14 protein-coding genes are annotated in these 18,178 nt (G+C 74.0%); 7 read left to right on the forward strand and 7 right to left on the reverse strand.

All coding sequences use genetic code 11. From position 1 onward, the window contains the following. Nucleotides 1-118: 118 nt before the first annotated feature. The gene (locus FHX32_RS20690) at nucleotides 119-571 is read left to right on the forward strand and encodes a YbhB/YbcL family Raf kinase inhibitor-like protein (RefSeq protein ID WP_167185496.1); all 453 of its coding nucleotides are present in this window, start codon (nucleotides 119-121) and stop codon (nucleotides 569-571) included. Between the two features lie 6 nt (nucleotides 572-577). Here FHX32_RS20690 and FHX32_RS20695 read toward each other — a convergent pair whose 3' ends face one another. Further along, the gene (locus FHX32_RS20695; protein WP_167185499.1) at nucleotides 578-1,465 is read right to left on the reverse strand and encodes a phosphatase PAP2 family protein; all 888 of its coding nucleotides are present in this window, start codon (nucleotides 1,463-1,465) and stop codon (nucleotides 578-580) included. 160 nt (nucleotides 1,466-1,625) lie between these two features. Here FHX32_RS20695 and FHX32_RS20700 point away from each other — a divergent pair, with 160 nt between their 5' ends. Further along, nucleotides 1,626-2,315, forward strand: a complete 690-nt coding sequence (locus FHX32_RS20700; protein ID WP_167186340.1) for a DUF3159 domain-containing protein — start codon at nucleotides 1,626-1,628, stop codon at nucleotides 2,313-2,315. Between the two features lie 286 nt (nucleotides 2,316-2,601). Here the strand turns inward: FHX32_RS20700 and FHX32_RS20705 are convergent, their stop codons facing one another. Next, nucleotides 2,602-5,493 carry a glycoside hydrolase family 48 protein gene (locus tag FHX32_RS20705; protein ID WP_208419106.1) on the reverse strand — a complete coding sequence of 964 codons (2,892 nt, stop codon included), beginning with the start codon at nucleotides 5,491-5,493 and terminating at the stop codon, nucleotides 2,602-2,604. A gap of 949 nt (nucleotides 5,494-6,442) precedes the next feature. Between FHX32_RS20705 and FHX32_RS20710 the strand changes: the two genes are divergently transcribed. Then, nucleotides 6,443-7,939 carry a GH1 family beta-glucosidase gene (locus FHX32_RS20710; protein ID WP_167185504.1) on the forward strand — a complete coding sequence of 499 codons (1,497 nt, stop codon included), beginning with the start codon at nucleotides 6,443-6,445 and terminating at the stop codon, nucleotides 7,937-7,939. Between the two features lie 102 nt (nucleotides 7,940-8,041). Here the strand turns inward: FHX32_RS20710 and FHX32_RS20715 are convergent, their stop codons facing one another. From FHX32_RS20715 to FHX32_RS20725, 3 genes are all read right to left on the reverse strand, one after another. Then, the gene (locus FHX32_RS20715) at nucleotides 8,042-8,467 is read right to left on the reverse strand and encodes a roadblock/LC7 domain-containing protein (RefSeq protein WP_088993029.1); all 426 of its coding nucleotides are present in this window, start codon (nucleotides 8,465-8,467) and stop codon (nucleotides 8,042-8,044) included. Then, nucleotides 8,464-10,965, reverse strand: coding sequence for a nitrate- and nitrite sensing domain-containing protein (locus FHX32_RS20720; protein WP_167185508.1), 2,502 nt, complete (start codon nucleotides 10,963-10,965; stop codon nucleotides 8,464-8,466). The genes FHX32_RS20715 and FHX32_RS20720 overlap by 4 nt, the downstream gene beginning before the upstream one ends. A 99-nt stretch (nucleotides 10,966-11,064) precedes the next feature. Further along, on the reverse strand, nucleotides 11,065-12,444 hold the full coding sequence (locus FHX32_RS20725; RefSeq protein ID WP_167185510.1) for an FGGY family carbohydrate kinase: 1,380 nt from the start codon (nucleotides 12,442-12,444) through the stop codon (nucleotides 11,065-11,067). A 252-nt stretch (nucleotides 12,445-12,696) separates the two neighbouring features. On the opposite strand from FHX32_RS20725, the gene FHX32_RS20730 reads away from it, so the two are divergent. Then, complete coding sequence (locus FHX32_RS20730) at nucleotides 12,697-14,646, forward strand: chorismate-binding protein (protein ID WP_167185513.1); 1,950 nt, start codon at nucleotides 12,697-12,699, stop codon at nucleotides 14,644-14,646. Nucleotides 14,647-14,765: 119 nt separating this feature from the next. Here FHX32_RS20730 and wrbA read toward each other — a convergent pair whose 3' ends face one another. Further along, nucleotides 14,766-15,383 carry an NAD(P)H:quinone oxidoreductase gene (wrbA, locus tag FHX32_RS20735; RefSeq protein WP_167185516.1) on the reverse strand — a complete coding sequence of 206 codons (618 nt, stop codon included), beginning with the start codon at nucleotides 15,381-15,383 and terminating at the stop codon, nucleotides 14,766-14,768. Between the two features lie 122 nt (nucleotides 15,384-15,505). On the opposite strand from wrbA, the gene FHX32_RS20740 reads away from it, so the two are divergent. Beyond that, nucleotides 15,506-15,994, forward strand: coding sequence for a GNAT family N-acetyltransferase (locus FHX32_RS20740; protein ID WP_167185519.1), 489 nt, complete (start codon nucleotides 15,506-15,508; stop codon nucleotides 15,992-15,994). A gap of 217 nt (nucleotides 15,995-16,211) precedes the next feature. On the opposite strand, the gene FHX32_RS20745 is transcribed toward FHX32_RS20740, so the two are convergent. After that, complete coding sequence (locus tag FHX32_RS20745; protein WP_167185523.1) at nucleotides 16,212-16,598, reverse strand: DUF4190 domain-containing protein; 387 nt, start codon at nucleotides 16,596-16,598, stop codon at nucleotides 16,212-16,214. A gap of 215 nt (nucleotides 16,599-16,813) precedes the next feature. Between FHX32_RS20745 and FHX32_RS20750 the strand changes: the two genes are divergently transcribed. Both FHX32_RS20750 and FHX32_RS20755 read left to right on the forward strand, forming a co-directional pair. Continuing rightward, the gene (locus tag FHX32_RS20750; RefSeq protein WP_167186343.1) at nucleotides 16,814-17,881 is read left to right on the forward strand and encodes a winged helix DNA-binding domain-containing protein; all 1,068 of its coding nucleotides are present in this window, start codon (nucleotides 16,814-16,816) and stop codon (nucleotides 17,879-17,881) included. 78 nt (nucleotides 17,882-17,959) lie between these two features. Next, nucleotides 17,960-18,127, forward strand: a complete 168-nt coding sequence (locus FHX32_RS20755) for a hypothetical protein (RefSeq protein WP_167185526.1) — start codon at nucleotides 17,960-17,962, stop codon at nucleotides 18,125-18,127. Nucleotides 18,128-18,178: the final 51 nt, after the last annotated feature.

An 18,178-nucleotide genomic window follows, 5' to 3' on the forward strand; every position in this document is an offset into this window, starting at 1 on the left:
GCCCGGTTCGGAGGGACAACGGCCGGATGCGCTCCCCTGCCTCCCCCGAGCGGCGCGGTCGTTTCGGCGCCCGCCGGGCGGGTACGCGCGACCGGGTCGACCGAGAGGAGCGTCAAGGATGGCCGGGATCATGCTGCGCAGCACCGCGTTCAACGACCACGACCGGCTGCCGGACCGCGTCGCCCGCGACGGCGGCAACGTCTCGCCACCGCTGGAGTGGTCGCAGGTGCCGGATTCCGCGGTCGAGCTTGTCCTGTTCGTTGAGGACCCGGACGCCGGGAAGACGCCGTTCCTGCACTGGCTGGTCACCGGCATCTCGCGGACCTCGGACGGATCGCCGGAGGGCGGCGTGCCGCTCGGCGGCCGGGAGTGGCCCAACGGCTTCGGCGAGATCGGCTGGGGCGGGCCGCAACCGCCGCGGGGCGACGATCCGCACCGGTACTTCTTCCGGCTCTACGCCCTGGAACGGCCGCTGGAACTGCCCGATGCGCCGCAGGTACCCGACGTGTACCGGGCGCTCACCGACAAGGAGTTCGCCAGCGGCACGATGGTCGGCACGTACGCCCGTTGAGCGCCGTCAGCCCGGGCGGCGCGGCACCAGCCGGTGCACGGCGGAGAGCACCAGCGCCATCACCAGGCCCATCGTCCCGGCGATGCCGGCGGCGCTGCCGGCGTAGCCGACGAACAGCGGCCGCCGGGACAACTCGATCGGCGGGGTGCCGCTCAGGTCGACCAGCCAGGACAGGGCCAGCGCGCAGCCGATCACCGCGAGCGCGCCGCCGACACCGAGCACCGCCGCGGCGACCCGGTGCGCGTCGGCGGAGGCCACCTGGGCCTGTTCGCGTTGCAGTGCCAGGAGCAGCAGCCCGGCCAGGGCCGCCCAGACGCCAACCACGAGGAACGCCGCCACCGCGTCGCTGGGCCGGTGCCAGCCGGCGGAGAGGGTGGCCACTCCGGCGACCGCGGCGTAGCCGGCGCCGAGGAAGGCACCGAGCGCCCGGACCTTGCGGGGCAGCACGAGCACCAGCGCCACCGCCACCGACGCGGCGACAGTGGCGTGGCCGCTGGGCAGGCTGTTGCCGGCGTACGCCCGTTGCAGGTCGATGCCGAAGTCGGGCCGGTCCAGGCCGTACTTCAGCAGTTGGGTGCTGACGTTGGCGCCGACGACCAGCAGGGTGGCCGTGACGGCCAGGGCGATCCGCCCCCGGATCAGCGCGATGAAGCCGATCACCGCGGTGGTCGCCAGCAGGGACACCACCGACATGGCGTTGAGCAGCCGGTCCACCGGCTCGTCGATGCGGTCCTGGCCGATCCGGTTGCCGGTCAACGCCACCGTGTCCACCCAATGGCCCAGGCCGGTGTGCACGGCGACCCGCCACACGACGACCAGGGCCGCCGCCTGGACGATGGCCAGTACGACCAACCAGACCGCCGTCCAACCCCTTGCCGTCGCGCGCACCCGCACACGGTAGCCGGATCCGCGGGCCGGTCCGGCGACGGCCCGCCAGCCGACACTGCCTCGATTCACCACATCCGACCGGGTACCCGATAACGGGTCGCGGCTACCGCACTAGGTTGGGGCCGACGGTAGGAGGTGACGGGTGACCAGCGGACCGGAGCAGGACCTGCCGCCCACCGACCGGTCGGAGGCGACGGTGGGCCGGCCGGAGTCGCTCGCCGACCTGCTCGGCGGCCGGCGGGGCGCGGTCGATGCCACCCTGCCGCCGGTCGCGTTCGCCGCCGGTTGGCTGCTCGGCGGGCACTCGCTATGGGCCGGGATCGGGGCGGCCGTGGTCGCCGGCACGGCGGTGGCCGGTTGGCGGTTGCGCCGCGGCGACCGGCCGAGGTCGGTGCTGATCGGGTTGCTCGCCGTCTGCGTGGCCGCGCTGATCGCCCTACGGACCGGGCGGGCCGAGGACTTCTTCCTGTTGCAGCTGCTGTCGAACGCGGCGAGCGCGCTGGCCTGGATGGTGAGCATCGCGGTGCGCTGGCCGCTGCTCGGGGTGGTGGTCGGGGTGGCCCTGCGGCAGCGCAGCCGGTGGCGGCGGGATCCGGCGCTGCTGCGGGCGTACGGGCGGGGCAGCTGGGTCTGGGCGGCGAGTTACCTGCTGCGGGTGGCGGTGTTCCTGCCGCTCTACCTGGCCGGGCAGGTGCTCGCGTTGACGGTGGCCCGGGTGGCGCTGAGCTGGCCGCTGGTGGCCGCCGCGCTGGCGGTGAGCTGGGTGGTGGTGCGCCGGTCGCTGCCGGCGGGGCATCCGGGGCTGCGGCACCCGGTGGACCGGGCCGGTGCGGTGGCGGCGGCGCCGGAAAAGTGATGGAGAGGCCGCCACGGGGGGAGCGGCCTCTCCGGTGACGTACGTTACTCCGTCGCGGTCCCGCGCGTGATCCCGTGACGGCCTCTTTTTTCGGGCTTTTTCGAGCCGCGCGGTGTCCGGGTGGTGGGGTGGGCCGACCGACCCGCTGCGTCGGCCGGATGGCCGGCCCACCCCGGCCTGACCGTGGGCGTCAGGCCGCCTGCCGACCGGGCGTCCGCGGGTGTTCCTCCCGCCGCCCGGGTGGGCTCCCGGGTGGACGGGCGAGCCGTCCACCCGGGAGGCCGGTTCAGCCGTTCGGGAACAGGTTTCCGTAGTCGGCGTACGCCATGGCGACGTCGGCCTGCGCCCAGAACCGGTGGTAGTTGAAGGTCGGCTCGGGGCCGCCGTCGAGGTACGCCTGGACCTTCGGCCAGGCCGGGTCGTTCTTGTAGAAGGAACGGATGTCGACGAAGCTCTTGCCCGCGGCGATGGCGTCGCCGTTGGGCATCGTGCCGATCCAGCCCGGCGGGACGTAGAGCCCCTGGCCGGTGCTGGCGTCGTAGACGTCGTCGAAGCGCCGGTAGTCGCCGCGCTTCTCGGTGGTGGAGACGCCCTGCGCGTCGCTGGCCGCGTGCAGCGCGTCCAGCAGCCCCTTGGCGGTGTTCTTCGCCGCGGTGTCGCCGGAGCGCGCCGCGTACGCGATGAGGGTGCGGGCGTAGGCGGCGGCGACGCCGACGTCCTGGCCGCGGGTGGTGACCTCGACGTGCAGGTTGGTGTTGGGCTGCGGGTTGCTCGGGTTCCAGGTGGTCGGCTGGCCGCTCCAGGTCATGTCGGACGGAATCGACCAGTCGGCGCCCAGCGTGGTGTTGGCGATCGCCCACGGCACCCACTTGTCCAGCAGCGCCTTGGCCCGGGTGTTGCCGGTCTGCAGGTAGAGCTCGGCGATCCGCTGCATCGACCAGGCCTGCATGCCGAACCACTGGTTGGACGGCGGGTCGTTGTAGACCGGGTCGACGTCGTAGAACATGCCGTAGAAAGTGGACGTGCCGGCCGGCGGCTGGCCGTAGTGCCCGCCCCAGCTGTTGGTCGCGCCGCCGGCGATGCCGCCCTCGGCGGACTGGAGCCAGGTGTAGAACTCCAGTTGCCGCTCGAAGCTCTTGGTCCAGTCGTCCACCGCGGTGGGCGACTTCGGCTTCAGCTCGGCCACGTTGGTCAGCGCCCAGGCCGCGAACGGGTTCTGGTAGCCGAAGTGGTTGTGGCTGGAGCCGATCCGCCAGGACCAGTTCTGGTTCGTCTCGTACGCGCCGCCCCAGGCGTAGTACCAGGACATCAGGTAGTGCGCGGACTCCCTGCCGGTGCCGGCCGGGCAGGCGGCGGCGCCGACGCAGTTGCCGATCTTCTTGAAGTACTTGTCGAACATCGCGTAGCGCAGGTAGTCACCCATCTTGGCTGCCTTGGCCACGGTGGCCGCCACGTCGGCCGCCTTGCCCTGCTCCTTGGCCCAGGTCAGCGCCCAGTACGCGGCCTGCACCGCACGGGCGTCGGCGTCCGGCGCGTTGGTGTACTTCCACTGCTTCGCCGGCGCGTTCGACTCCTTGACGAACAGGTCCAGGTAGCCGTACTGGCCGCCGTGGGCGAAGGTGTCGCAGGACGGCTGCGGCACGGTTTCCCAGACCGATTCCTGGGTGCCGCGCTGGAAGGTGTTGATGTACGCCGGTCGGGTGGTGCCGTCGCCGCACCGGCCGTAGCCGTAGGTGTTGTCCACGTCGAGCAGCCAGTGCATGCCGTAGATGTCGCCGGTGCCGTAGGTGGACTGCAGTTCGCTGCGCAGCGGGTCCTGGCCGACCGGCACCGACGGTTCCAGCTGGGACGGGTACTGGCTGGGCAGGTCGTGTTCGGCGGCGTACTGCGGGGTACCGGCGGCGCCGGCGGTTGGCTGGTCGGCGTGCGACGGGATGATGTACTTCTCCATCACGGTCCAGGCGTTGTTGAACGGGGCCCAGTTCTGGGTGACCCGGCCGTACTGGGCCTCCAGCCACAGCCAGAAGCTGAACGCCTCGGAGGTGGTTTCGTGGCCGTGGTCGGGCGCCTCGACGATCAGCGTCTCGATGGAGTGGTACGGCACGCCCTCCGGGCTGAAGTAGCCGGAGTTCTTGATCTTGCCGTACTGGGTGAGGAACCGCTCGACGTACTCGTTGTCGCCGCCCGGGGTGTCGTTGTCGATCTCGGTGGCGGTGATCGCCAGCGGGGCGTACCCGGTGGCCGAGGCGGTGAGGGTGGCGGTGCCGCCGACGGTGTCGGCGTCCTCCGCCGCCGCGACGGTGACGTCGACCCCGGTGTTCCAGTTGCTCGGGGTCAGCGTGACGGTGGCCGGCGCGACGGTGATGTCCGTGTCGCCGGTGCGGGCGACGCTCACCGGGACGTTGGCGGTCGGGGCCGCGCTGAGCTTGAGGTTGACCGTGGAGCTGGATCCCTCGGTGACGCTCACCGAGGACGGGGTGGCCACCAGCACCGGCCCGCTGGCCGGGGTCACGGTGAAGGAGCGCTCCGCGGTGGCGGTGAGGTTGGCGTTGTCGTACGCCTTGGCCTGCACGGTGTAGTCACCGGCCGGCAGGTCCTCCAGCGTGTAGCCGTACGGGGCGGTGGTGTCGGTGTTGACCAGCAGGCCGTTGCGGTAGAACTCGACCTTGCTGATCGTGCCGTCGGGGTCGCTGGCGGTGGCGGTCAGCGGCACGTCGGCCGGCGCCTCGAACGGGCCGGCGGGCACGCTCAGCGCGACCGTCGGCGGCTGCTGCGGGGTGCCGCCGCAGGTGACGCCGTTGACCGAGAACGAGGTCGGCTTCGGGTTGCTGCCGCTGTACGAGCCGTTGAAGCCGATGCTGGTGCTGGCGCCGGTGCCCAGGTTGCCGTTCCACGCCTCGTTGGTGGCGGTGACCTCGTTGCCGGTCTGGCTCCATCGGGCCGACCAGCCCTGGGTGACCCGCTGGTTGCCGGGGAAGGCGAACTTCAGCGTCCAGCCGTTGATCGGGTCGCCGAGGTTCCTGATGGTGACGTTGGCGGTGAAGCCGGTGTTCCAGTCGTTGGTCGCGTAGACCACGTCGCAGGCCGGGGCGGCCTGTGCGGCGCCGGCCGGCAGGGTGACCCCGCCGACGGCCAGCGCGGTGACCGCGACCATCGCCAGCCGGCGACGTCGTGCCAGATTTCTCATGTGCGCGGTGTCTCCTCGGACCAGGCCGGGGGCTCGAAACCCCGGCGGGGCGCCCGCCCCGACGAGGGGACACGAGGCGCCCGGGATGGTGGTGGCCCCGGCCCGGGCGGGGTGCGGCCGTCGACGCCCGTGACGGGGGCGGCGTTCGCCGGGCTGACTCGGGTGCCGTGCCGGACCTGCCGGATGCCCTCGGCGACCCGCGCTCTCGCGAGCTGGCTCCGCGACGCGGTCGATCGACAGTCTGTCATGGAAGCGCTCCCACAACAAGCGCGGCCCGCGCCGAACAGTCAGATGTTTCGATCTCGTTCTGGGGCTTTCACAAAGCCGTGACGGGCGTTACAGTCGCAAGCATCGTCGATGGGAGCGCTTCCACCGACAAAGTTCCACCAACAAGATCGACCTGGGGCGAGTCCGCGGACGGACCCCGGGATCAGCCCGAAGGCTGACGGCGGGCCAGCCCGGACGCCGCCGCCAGCCAACGTCCCACCCAGTGAAGGGAGGTGGATCCGCAAGCCACTCGCGTGGCCCGGCTCCCGCGCGACACGCACGACAGGGACGCCAAATCCGCCCGTGCGTGTACTGCAACGGTGGGGACGGGGGTTGCCCTCCCCCGTCCCCACACTAAACCTCCCTTCACGACGGGAAAAGAGGCCGACCGGACCGGCCCCGACGTCGGCACCGCCGCCTCGCCCGCCCACCGTCGGCTTCCCGCCCGGCGCCCGCCGGCGCCCCCGGCCGGCGCGCCACCGCGCGCCCCGGCATCGCCGCGGCACACCCACCGGTGCCCGCCGCACCTCCCCGCTTCGCCATCCCCGATCGCCGCCGCCACGGCCCGGGACCCCGTCCCGCCCGGCCGGCGGATGACCGGCTGGCAGCGCCTGACTATGCTGGGAGCGCTCCCGGCACCCGGCGGCGGCCACGCACCATCAGAGGAGAACCCATGTCGACACTCACCCGGCGGCACCTGCTCCGCCGCGCCGCGCTCTCCGCCACCTCCGCCAGGGCCGCCGGCACCGGGCTGGGCGCCACCACGACCGCCGCCGTGGTGGGCACCGCCGACGGCTGCGACGACCCGGACGAGGGCGCCGCCGACCCGGACACCGCCGCCGCACCCACCGGGCCGCTGCGCTTCCCGCCGGACTTCGGCTGGGGCGCGGCCACCTCCGCGTACCAGATCGAGGGTGCCGCCAAGGAGGACGGCCGCGGCGAGTCGGTGTGGGACACCTTCAGCCACACCCCCGGGCGGGTCCGCAACGGCGACACCGGCGACGTGGCCGCCGACCACTACCACCGCTGGCGCGACGACCTCGACCTGATGCGCGACCTCGGGCTGCGCAGCTACCGGTTCTCCATCTCCTGGCCGCGCATCCAGGCCGACGGCACCGGCGCGCCGAACCAGCGGGGGCTCGACTTCTACCGGCGCCTGATCGACGGACTGCACGAGCGGGGCATCGCGCCGATGGCCACCCTGTTCCACTGGGACCTGCCGCAGGCCCTCCAGGATGCCGGTGGCTGGGAGTCCCGGGACGTCGCCCACCGCTTCGCCGACTACGCCGACGCGGTCTTTCGCGCCCTCGGCGACCGGGTGCCGGTGTGGCTGACCATCAACGAGCCGAAGACCGTGGTGCAGAACGGCTACCTGTCCGGACACCACGCCCCCGGCCGGCGGGACCCGGCCGCCGCCTACCTGGTCGCCCATCACCTCCAGCTCGCCCACGGGCTCGCCGTCCAGGCGCTGCGGGCCGTCGGCGGCGCCGGCCGGATCGGCCCCGCCTTCAACCTGCACCCCTGCTACCCCACCGACGACACCCCGGAAGCGGCCGCCGCCACCCGGCTCTACGACGGCTACGAGAACCGGCTCTACCTCGACTCCGTGCTGCGCGGCAGCTACCCGCAGGACGTGCTGGCCGACCTCGGCCCGGACAGCCGCATGGTCCGCGGCATCCGCGACGGCGACCTGGCCGTCATCTCCGCCCCGGTCGACCTGCTCGCCGTGCAGTACTACACGCCGATCTACGTCACCGCCGACGGCGGCACCGAGCGCCGGTGGCCCACCTCTGAGGCCGACTGGCAGCAGATCTACCCGGACGGCATGTACGACATCCTGACCCGGGTCACCCGCGACTACGGCCCGATCCCGCTCACCGTCACCGAGAACGGCCTGCCCACCCCGGACGTGCTCGGCGCCGACGGCGCCGTCGACGACGCCGGCCGGATCGACTTCCTGCGCGAGCACCTGGCCGCCGCGCACCGCGCGATCGGCGCCGGCGTGCCGCTGGAGAGCTTCCACGTCTGGTCGCTGCTGGACAACTTCGAGTGGGCCGAGGGCTACGACCAGCGGTGGGGCCTGATCTACGTGGACTACCCGACCCAGCGCCGGGTGCTCAAGCGCAGCGCCCACTGGTACCGCACGGTGATCGCCCGCAACGCGCTCTGACCGTCGGCAGCACCCACCGGCCCGGTCGGCGGGGCCGGTGGGATCCGGGACGCGCGCCGCCGGGGGCCCGGCACGGGGGGCCCGGCGGCGCGCGAGCCGGCCTCAGCGGGGCAGCGCCTGCTGCAACTCCGCGCGCAGCGCCGGGGTGAGCATCTCCCCCGCCTGCTTGGCCAGCCGCGCCATCTCGTAGCCGACCACGCCGATGTCGGCGTCCGCGCCGGCCAGCGTGGCCAGGATGGAACCGTCGCGCACCTGCATCACCAGGAAGTAGCCGCGTCCCATCTCGACGACCGTCTGCTTGACCACGTCGCCGTCGAACATCTGGGCGGCGCCCGCGGTGATGCTCATCAGCCCCGAGGTGACCGCCGCCAGCTTGTCGGCGTGGTCGCGGGGCAGGTGGTCGGAGATGGCGACCAACAGCCCGTCGGAGGAGACCACCACCGCGTGCGCCACCCCCGGCACCCGCTGCGCGAACGCGCTGACCAGCCAGCTCAGGTCGCGGGCCTCCTGGCTCAACGTCGTCGTCACTGTCGTCCCCCTTCGCTGGGCACGCCGCCACGCGGCATGGGTATCTCTCGGGTTTCCTCGGCCTCGGCCCGGCGCACCCCGCTGTAGAGCCGGGAGAGCATGCCGCCGACCGCGTCCGGATCGGGCTCGTGACGGGTGGGCGGCTGCTCCGGCCGGGCCGACCGGGTGACCGCCGACAACTGCGCCATCGGCACCCGTACCGGCAGGCCGCGCGCGTTGGTGCCGCCGGTCACCGGAACGGCCGGCGGGACGGGGAAGCCGTCCACGGACGGGGTCGCCGTCGGCCCGTGCCGGGTCCACCAGCCGCCGCCGGACGGCACCGGCGCCGCGGCCGGGGCGAGCACGTCCTCGGCCCGGACCGGCACCGGACGGGCCGACCGGGGCACGGCCGGGTCGGGACGCCGACCGGCCACCGGCAGCTCGACCGGGCGGGCCCGGTTCGCGGCGGCGATCGCGCCGGTGAGCATCCGGGACGCCCCCGGTGGGTCCAGCTCCGGCCCCGGATCCGGAGCGAGCAGCTCGCGCGGCAGCCGGATCCGGGCGGTCAGCCCGTCCGCGCTCGCGTGCAGCCGCACCTCGATCTTGTGGCGGGCGGCCAGGTGGCTCACCACGAACAGACCCATCCGCTCGACGGCGGCAACGTCCGCCGCCGGTGGCTCGGCCAGCACCGCGTTCGCCTCGGCCAACGCGGTCGGGCTCATGCCCAGGCCCTGGTCAGCGATCTCGATGACCGCGCCGTGCCCCTCCGGCCCGGCGGTGACCCGGACGACGGTGTCCGGCCGGGAGAACGCGGTGGCGTTCTCCAGCAGCTCGGCCAACAGGTGCACCACCTCCCCGACGGCGTGCCCGACGACGTGCAGCTCGGCCACCGACTCGTGCCGCACCCGCTGGTACTGCTCGATCTCGGCGCCGGCGGCGAGCAGCACCACGGCCAACCGGACCGGCCGGTTCCACCGCCGGGTGGACTCGGTGCCGGCCAGCACCAGCAGGCTCTCGTCGTTGCGCCGCATCCGGGCGGCCAGGTGGTCGAGCTTGAACAGGTTCTCCAGCTGGTCCGGGTCGCTCTCCTCCCGCTCCAGGTCGTCGAGGAGTTCCAGCTGCCGTTCCACCAGCACCTGGCTGCGCCGGGCGAGGTTGACGAACATGCCGTTGACGTTGCGGCGCGTGGTGGCCTGCTCGACGGCGACGCTGACGGCGCTGCGGTGCACCGCGACGAACGCCTCGGCCAGCTCGCCGATCTCGTCGAGCGACCGCACCACGGCCGGCGCCACGTCGATGGTCGGCACTCCCCCGGTGACGGTACGCAGGCGGTCGAGGGCGTCGGGCAGCTCCACCTGGGCGATCCGCAGCGCCTGGCTGCGCAGCAGCCGCATCGACCGGGCCACCGACCGTCCGACCAGGACGGAGATGAGCAGCGCGAACAGCAGCACCGTGACGATCGCGCCGGCCACCAGCAGGGTGGTACGCAGCTGACCGGCGCTCGCGCCGTCGGCCTGCCGTACCGCGTCGTCCAGCACCGAGACCTCGAACTGTCGTAGCAGCTCCTGGCGGTCCTCGCTGGCCGCCCACCACTCCGGAGCGGGCAGCACCTCCGGCTCGCCGTCGCCCGGGAGGCTGCGCTCCTCCAGCCGGGTGGCGGCGAGGAACTCCGGGTCCACCGAGGTCTGGTCGTAGCGGCGGATCTGCTCGGCGGTCGCGGCGACCCGGAACGCGCCGAGCGCGGTCAACTGCTGGGCGCGCAGGTCGCTCAGCGCTACCTGGTCCTCCACGTCGTACCGGCCGGCGCGGGCGGCCTCGTAGAGCTGGGCGCGCACCCGCGAGGAGAGCTCCTTGACCCGGGCGAGCTGCACGTAGCGCAGCACCGCGTCGCTGAGCGCCGGGTGGTCGTCGCCGGGCGAGGGCTCGGCGAGCAGGTTGAGCAACACGTCGATGGCCCGGTGGTAGTTGCTCAGGATGGTGTCGCTGCCCAGCACCGCCGGCGGCACCGCGGCCCGGATGTAGACCACCTGGTCGTACGCCTCGAGCGCCTCCGAGTAGGCGACCCGCCAGGACGCGTCGGCGTCGGTCAGCGGTTCGGCCGCCTGGCGCAGCTCCCGCATCGCCTGGTCGGTGGCGGCCTCCAGCGGCTTCAGCGCGGCGATGGCGACATCGCGGTCGCCGCCCGCGCCGACCCGGCGCAGCTCGGCCAGCTCACCGGCGACCCGGTCGCGCTCCTGCTGGAGCCGGTGCACCGCGGCGGTGATCTCCCGGCCGATGCCCACCTGCTGGGCGAAGTCGCTCAACGCCGTGGTCTGGTTGACCAGCGCGCCGGTCTGCAGGCCGGCCAGCACGAGGAAGGCCACCGATGGGACGACCAGCACGGTGGCAAGCTTGGTGCGCATCCGCCAGTCGCGCAGCCGGAACGGCGAGCGGCGCCGGTGCGGCACGACCCGGACGTCGAACCGGCGCCGGCGGTGGCTGGACACCGCGCCGTGCGCCCGGTCCGGACCTGCGCCCACACATGCCTCCTACGTTCCCCGCGTCCGCCGCGACCCGGGGAGCGCAGTCCATCCAATCAGGCGCGCGAGCTGTGTCAACGGGCCGGGCTGAGGTGCGACTCAGGAGGGTGAGGTGCTCTCATCCGTCCGGCTGATGTCGGCGAGTCGGGTGGCGTCACCGATCCGGCCGGACGCGACCAGTGCCGCGCCGCTGGCCCCGATCTCCGGATTGCTGCCGTGCCACACCGGTCGGGGCGCGAGCACCGCGGCGAACGCCGAACGCCACCACCGCGAGGCGGTCACCGCTCCCCCGCCCAGCACCACGTCCACCGGTTTGTCGACGGTGGACTCCAGCACGGCGAGGTTCTCGGCGACCAGGTCGCACAGCCCCCGCATCAGCGCGGCCAGGATGTCCACCGCGCTGGTGCCGAAGCTCAACCCGCGCAGCTCGCCCGAGCCGGCCGGCACCAGGCCCGGGGGCCGGTCCCCGCCGAACCGGACGTTCACCGGAAGCCGGCCGGCCGCCGGCAACCGGGCCAGGGCGGCGTCCAGCTCCACGCCCTGGGGCAGCCGCAGCTCCCGCTTGGCCCAGGCGAAGAGGTTGCCACCGGAGGAGTACGCGGCGCCGGTCACCACGTGCTCGTGGTCGACGCGGTAGCGCCACAGCTCCTCGGGCAGCGGCGGCAGCGCCGCCCCGACCGGGACACGCTGCATCAGGCGCACCGCCGCCGACGTGCCCACGGTCACCGCGGCCCGGTCCGGTCCGACGCAGCCGGAGCCCACGTTCGCCGCCGCGCCGTCACCCACCGGGCCAGCCCACAGCGCGTCGCCCAACTGCGGCCAGCGCCGCGCGTACGCCGGGCGCAGCCGCCCCCGCCAGGACACCGGCGCCAGCTCGGGCAGGTCGTCGGGGCGGCTGCCGGACAGCGCGCAGGCCTCCGGGTCCCAGTCCATCGTCCGCAGGTCGAGCAGGCCGGTGCCGGAGGCCTGGGACATCGACATCGGGGCGGAGTCGAGCAACTCGCCGAACACGTACTCGGGCAGGCCGAGGAACCGGGCGACCCGGCCGCCGGTCTGCTCCCGCAGCCAGGGCAGCCGCAGCGCCCAGTAGCAGCGGTGCCACCAGGCGCCCGTGCGCCAGTGGTACTCGTCCGGGTCGGCCGGCCCGGTCGCACCGGGCAACGCCTCAGGTCGGGTGTCCAACCAGGTCAGCACCGGTCCCAGCGGCGCGCCGTCGGCGCCGACGGGCACCACCGAGTGCCACTGCGCGCTCGTCGCCACCAGCGACACGTCCCGCAGGTGACCACCGGCGGCCAGCTCGTCCAGGCACTCGATCAGGCAGGCCAGGTAGCGGGGGCCGTCCAGGGTGCCGGTGCCGTCGTCGCCGACGACCAGCTCCACCCGGCGCCGAGCCAGCGCACCCGGCAACGGCCGGGCGTCCGGATCCAGCACGAGCCCGCGCACCGACGAGGTGCCCAGGTCCAGAGCGAGAATGTTCATCGCGGGTCAACGTACCCGCTGAGCTGGCCGCCGAAGCGCTGGCGCAACGGCGTACGCCCGATCGGCTTCCCGCCGGCCCACCCACCGCGTAGGGTGGTCGCATGCTCGCGCGACTGACCTGCTGGTGGCCCGCCGACCCGGCGGCCCTCCCCCGCGCGTAGCTACCCCACGCGGCCGCCCGTCGAGGCGGCCGCCGGTCTGCTCCGGCCCCCGGGCCGTCCCGTCGGACGGCACCCGGCCCGAGGAGAGACCATGCCCCACCTGTCCGACCTGCTCGCCGACGTCGCCCGCGGCGCGGACCCCGGCCCGTTCGCGCTCGTGCGGCGCGAGGGCGCCGACCACCTGGAGCTGTACGCCGGCCCGGTCCGCGCCGTCGACCGGCTCGCCGACGTGCCGCTGCCGGCCGGACCGGCCGGGCCGCGGACGCTGGCGCTGGTCCCCTTCCGGCAGGTCACCGAGCGCGGCTTCGCCTGCGTCGACGACGGCATGCCGCTGGAGTGCCTGCTGGTCGAGCGACACGAACGGGTGACGCTGGCCGAAGCGCTCGCCGCGCTGCCGGACCTGCCGGTGGTCACCACCGACGCCGGGTTCGACGTCGACGACGACGAGTACGCGGCCACCGTCGGCCGGGTGCTGACCGAGGAGATCGGCCGGGGCGAGGGCGCCAACTTCGTCATCCACCGCACGCTGCGGGCCACCGTACAGGGCCCGCCGCTGACGGCGGCGCTGGCCGCGCTGCGCCGCCTGCTGCGCGGCGAACGCGGGGCGTACTGGACGTTCCTGGTGCACACCGGCAGCCGGGTGCTGGTCGGGGCGAGCCCCGAGCGGCACGTCAGCGTCGACGACGGCCTGGTCATGATGAACCCGATCAGCGGCACCTTCCGGCACACCGGCGCCACCCCGGACCGGGCCGCGCTGCTGCGCTTCCTCGCCGACCCCAAGGAGGTGGAGGAGCTGTACATGGTGCTCGACGAGGAACTGAAGATGATGGCCACCGTGGCCGAGCGGGGCGGCCAGGTGGTCGGGCCGTACCTGAAGGAGATGGCACACCTGACGCACACCGAGTACCTGCTCGCCGGCCGGGGCTCCAAGGACGTCCGCGAGGTACTGCGGGAGACGATGTTCGCGCCCACCGTCACCGGCAGCCCGATGGAGAACGCCTGCCGGGTGATCGCCCGGCACGAGCGCACCGGTCGGCGCTACTACGCGGGCGTACTGGCCCTGCTGGGCCACGACGACGCCGGCCGGCAGACCCTGGACGCGCCGATCCTGATCCGGACCGCGGAGATCTCCCCCACCGGCGAGCTGCGGGTGTCGGTCGGTGCCACCCTGGTCCGGCACTCCACCGCCGCCGGCGAGGTGGCCGAGACGTACGCCAAGGCCGCCGGCGTGCTCGCCGCGCTGGGGCTCGGCCCGCAGGCCCCGGCCGCCGGCCCGCGGCCGGCGGTACGCCACGACCGTGCCGGCTCGGCGCGTCCCGGCCCGGAACGCCCGCTCGCCGACGACCCCGAGGTGCGGGCCGCACTCGCCGCCCGCAACGCCCCGCTGGCCCGGTTCTGGCTCGACCAGCGCACGCCGGGCGCGGCCGGCCTGCCCGGGCTGACCGGCCGGCGGGCCCTGATCGTCGACGGCGAGGACACCTTCACCGGCATGCTGGCCCACCAGCTCGGCGCGCTCGGCCTGACGGTGACGCTGCGCCCCTGGCACACCCCCGGCCCGCTCGACGGGTACGACCTGGTGGTGGTCGGCCCCGGCCCGGGCGACCCGGGCGGCGTCACCGACCCGAAGATGCGCACGCTGCGCGGGCTGCTCGCCGGGCTGCTGGCCGACGGCCGGCCCACGCTCGCGGTCTGCCTGGGCCACCAGCTGCTGGCCGGGCTGCTGGGGCTGGCCCTGCACCGCCGGGACGCGCCCTACCAGGGGCTGCAACGCGAGCTGACCCTCTTCGGCGTACCACGCCGGGTCGGCTTCTACTCCAGCTACACCGCCCGCGCCGAGGCCGACCGGCTGGCCACCCGGTACGGGCCGGTGCTGCTGGCCCGGGACGAGGCCGACGGGGCGGTGCACGCGCTGCGCGGCCCGGGCTTCGCCGGGGTGCAGTTCCACCCCGAGTCGGTGCTCAGCCCGGACGGGTTGGCCGTCCTCGGCGAACTGCTGACCGAGCTGCTGCCGGTGAGCCTGCCGGCCGCCGAGCCGGCATAACGAGCGGCGTAACCGGTAGAGCTGCCGGTGCCGGTGGTCCGGACGGGCCCGAGAGCCCCCGCCCGGGCCACCGGCCACCCCCCGCTGCCCGGGTCCGGCCGGCGCCCCGGACGAGCCGGTCAGCCGGCCAGGCCCTTCTTCACCGCGGTGCCGAGCTGCACCGCCCGCTTGGCGGTCAGCGCGGTGGCGGTGAGCGCTATGTGGTCCGGCGCGGTCTCGCCGTTGTTGCTGGTGTGCGAGGCGCCGTACGGGTTGCCGGCGATGAACTGGCTGTCGTCGGTGTAGCCGGGGGTGACCACGACGCCGCCCCAGTGGTAGAAGACGTGGAACAGCGACAGCAGGGTGGACTCCTGCCCGCCGTGCGAGGTGGCCGTCGAGCAGAACGCCGAGTAGACCTTGTTCACCAGGGCGCCCTGCGACCACAGCGGGCCGGTGGTGTCGATGAACTGCTTGAGCTGGGCGGCCATCACGCCGTACCGGGTCGGCGTGCCGAAGATGACGACATCGGCCCAGGTGAGGTCGTCCAGCGACGCCTCGGGCACGTCCTGGGTCTCCATGGCGTGCGCGTGCCAGCCCGAGTTGGAGCGGATCGCCTCGTCCGGTGCCAGCTCGTGCACCTTCCGCAGCCGAACCTCGGCGCCGGCGTCGCCAGCGGCCTCGCACGCCGCCTGCGCCATCTGGTAGGTGATGCCGGTCGCGCTGTAGTAGATCACCGCGACCTTGGTCCGGTCAGCCATCAAAGGTCCTCCTCGTCTCGGATCAGCTCCGGCGACTACCCGGCAGCCGCCCGGACAAACGGCGCCAAGGCGGCGGTCGGCCCTGGTGCGACCGGGCCGCGTGGGCGGGCGATGCTGGAGGCATGGAGATCAGACCCGCCACCGCCGACGACTGGCCCCGGATCTGGCCGTTCCTGCGCGAGATCGTGGCGGCCGGGGAGACGTACACCTGGCCCCGCGACGTCGACGAGGACCGGGCGCGGACGATGTGGCTGGTGCCGGCGCCCGGCCGGGTCGTGGTCGCGGTCGACCCGGACGGCACCGTGCTGGGCACGGCCAAGCTGGTGCCGAACCAGCTCGGGCCGGGCGACCACGTCGCCAACGCCAGCTTCATGGTCGCCCCCGTCGCCGCCGGCCGCGGCGTGGGGCGGGCACTCGGCGAGTACGTGCTGACGCTGGCCCGCGCGGAGGGCTACCGGGCCATGCAGTTCAACGCGGTGGTGGCGACGAACACCCGCGCGGTGGCGCTGTGGCGCTCGCTCGGCTTCGAGGTGGTCGGTCGGGTGCCGGAGGCGTTCCGGCACCCGCGCGACGGCTTCGTGGACCTGCTCGTCATGCACCGGCGGCTCTGACCGGAACGCTTGTCACGGCTCAAGATTTCCGCAAGTTCCGATGTGAACCGGTGCCGAACCGGCCGCCGGCCGGGATCCTGGTCGCACCGGTGTCGGCGCGACCGGCAGCCCGCCGCATCGGGGAACCTGAACGGGGGATCGCGCTTCGCCGGCAGCGTCGCTGGCGCAGCGCGATCAGGGGAGACACCCGGCACGCCGGTACCGTCCGGAACCGCGCTCAGTCGAGCCGGTCGCGCAGGTCGTCGACCTGCTGCTGCATCCGGTCCACCGCCGCCTCGTTGTTGAGGAAGGTGGTGATCCCGGCGCCGAACGCCAGCCCGATCAGCACCGCCAGGGCGCTGAGCACCAGGCCGCCGATCGCCACGCCCCGGCCGGTCACCCCCGGGCGGCGGGCCATCTTCAGCCCGACGATGCCGAGCACGACGCCGATGATACCGAGCAGCAGGCCGATCCAGGACAGGATCACGGTGAGCACGCTGATCAGCGCGGCCACCCCGAAGACGAGGGCGAATGTGGCCGCGGCGCTGGTCTTGGCCGCCGTTCCGGTCCGGCCGGCCCGGGTCGGTGCGCCGGTGCCCCGCACCGGCTCGCTGGACGCAGTCATGTCGCTCCCTCCGGGCGCGGAGCGCGCCCACCACCCGGGCCGTGTTCCCGTTCCGCCGACCGTCATGCCTCCGCGACAGCGGACGGACAGCGGCGGCAGCGGACGGCGGCGGCGGTGGCGGAAACGTCGGTGCCGGGACCTACGCTGGCGCCCACCCGACCGGAAAGGGCCGCCCCGTGCACCTGCTCACCGCGACCGACGCGCTGGCGCTGCGGATGTCCAGCCTGCTGCTCCATCCGCACCCGGCCACCACGTCGGCCACCGTGGCCGACGTGGTGGAGTGGTTCGGCGCCATGCAGGCGCAGGACCTGGCCAGCGGGATGTGGTCGCTCGGGGTGCGGCTGCCCGGGCACGACCACACCGCCGTGCACGCCGCGCTGGAGCGGCGGGAGGCGCTGCGCACCTGGCCGATGCGGGGCACCGTGCACCTGGTGCCGCCCCGCGACGCCCGCTGGATGCTGGAGCTGACCGGCGTACGGTCGCTGGCCGGCGCGGCGACCCGGCGGGCGCAGCTCGGGCTCAGCGAGGCCGACGCGGAGCGGGCGGTCGAGGTGCTCGGCGGCGCGCTGGCCGGTGGCGGTCGGCTGACCCGCGCCGAGTGCCTGGCCGCACTGGCGGCCGCCGGGATCGGCACCACCGGCCAGCGTGGCTACCACCTGCTCTGGTACGCGAGCGTGCGCGGGGTCACCTGCCTGGCGCCGAACGTCGGCACCGAGCAGACCTTCGCCCTGCTCGACGAGTGGGCGGCGCAACCGCACCGGCTCGACCGGGAGGAAGCGCTGGCCACGCTCGCGCACCGCTACGTCCGCTCCCACGGGCCGGTCACCGACCGGGAGTTCGCCGGCTGGACCGGCCTCACCCTCACCGACGCCCGCCGGGGGTTCGCCGCCGCTGGCGACGCACTCGCGCCGGTGCTGGTGGACGGTGCGGCCGCGATGGTCGATCCGGCACTGCTCGACACCGGGCCACGCCGGGTGGACGACGTGCTGGTGCTGCCCGGGTTCGACGAGTACCTGCTGGGCTACCGCGACCGGTCGCTCATGCTCGACCCCGCCCACGCCAACGCGATCGTGCCCGGCGGCAACGGCGTCTTCCAGGCGACCATCGTGCGCGCCGGCCGCGTCGTGGGCACCTGGAAGCGGACGCTCGACCCGGCCCGGGTGACCGTGACGGTGAACCCGCTCGTGCCGCTGACCGAGCGGGTCCGGGGACGGGTGGAGCGCGCCCTGGCCCGCTACGCCGAGTTCCTCGGCCGGGCACCGCGCCTCAACTGGCCCGGCTGACCACCGCCCCCGCTCATCAGGCGAGCTCGGCCCACGGCGGAGTCAGCGCCGCGACGGGCAGACCTGGTCGCCGGCATCATGGACGGCGCCGCCGAGCATGCTCGTGGCTATGCACAGCTACCCGCGTCCGAACGTGTTGATCTTTCCAACGACCTCCGCTTCTGCTGCGATGTCGACCGGGCCGAATTCGCCATGATCGGCGATGTCCGCGAAGATCACGTCGTCCTCGCGAAGGCGCCGTGCTGAAATGGATAAATGGCTTGCACCGGCACCGGGCTGAGAGCTTGACTGCTCGCC

This window comes from Micromonospora sp. CNZ280 (assembly GCF_011759515.1).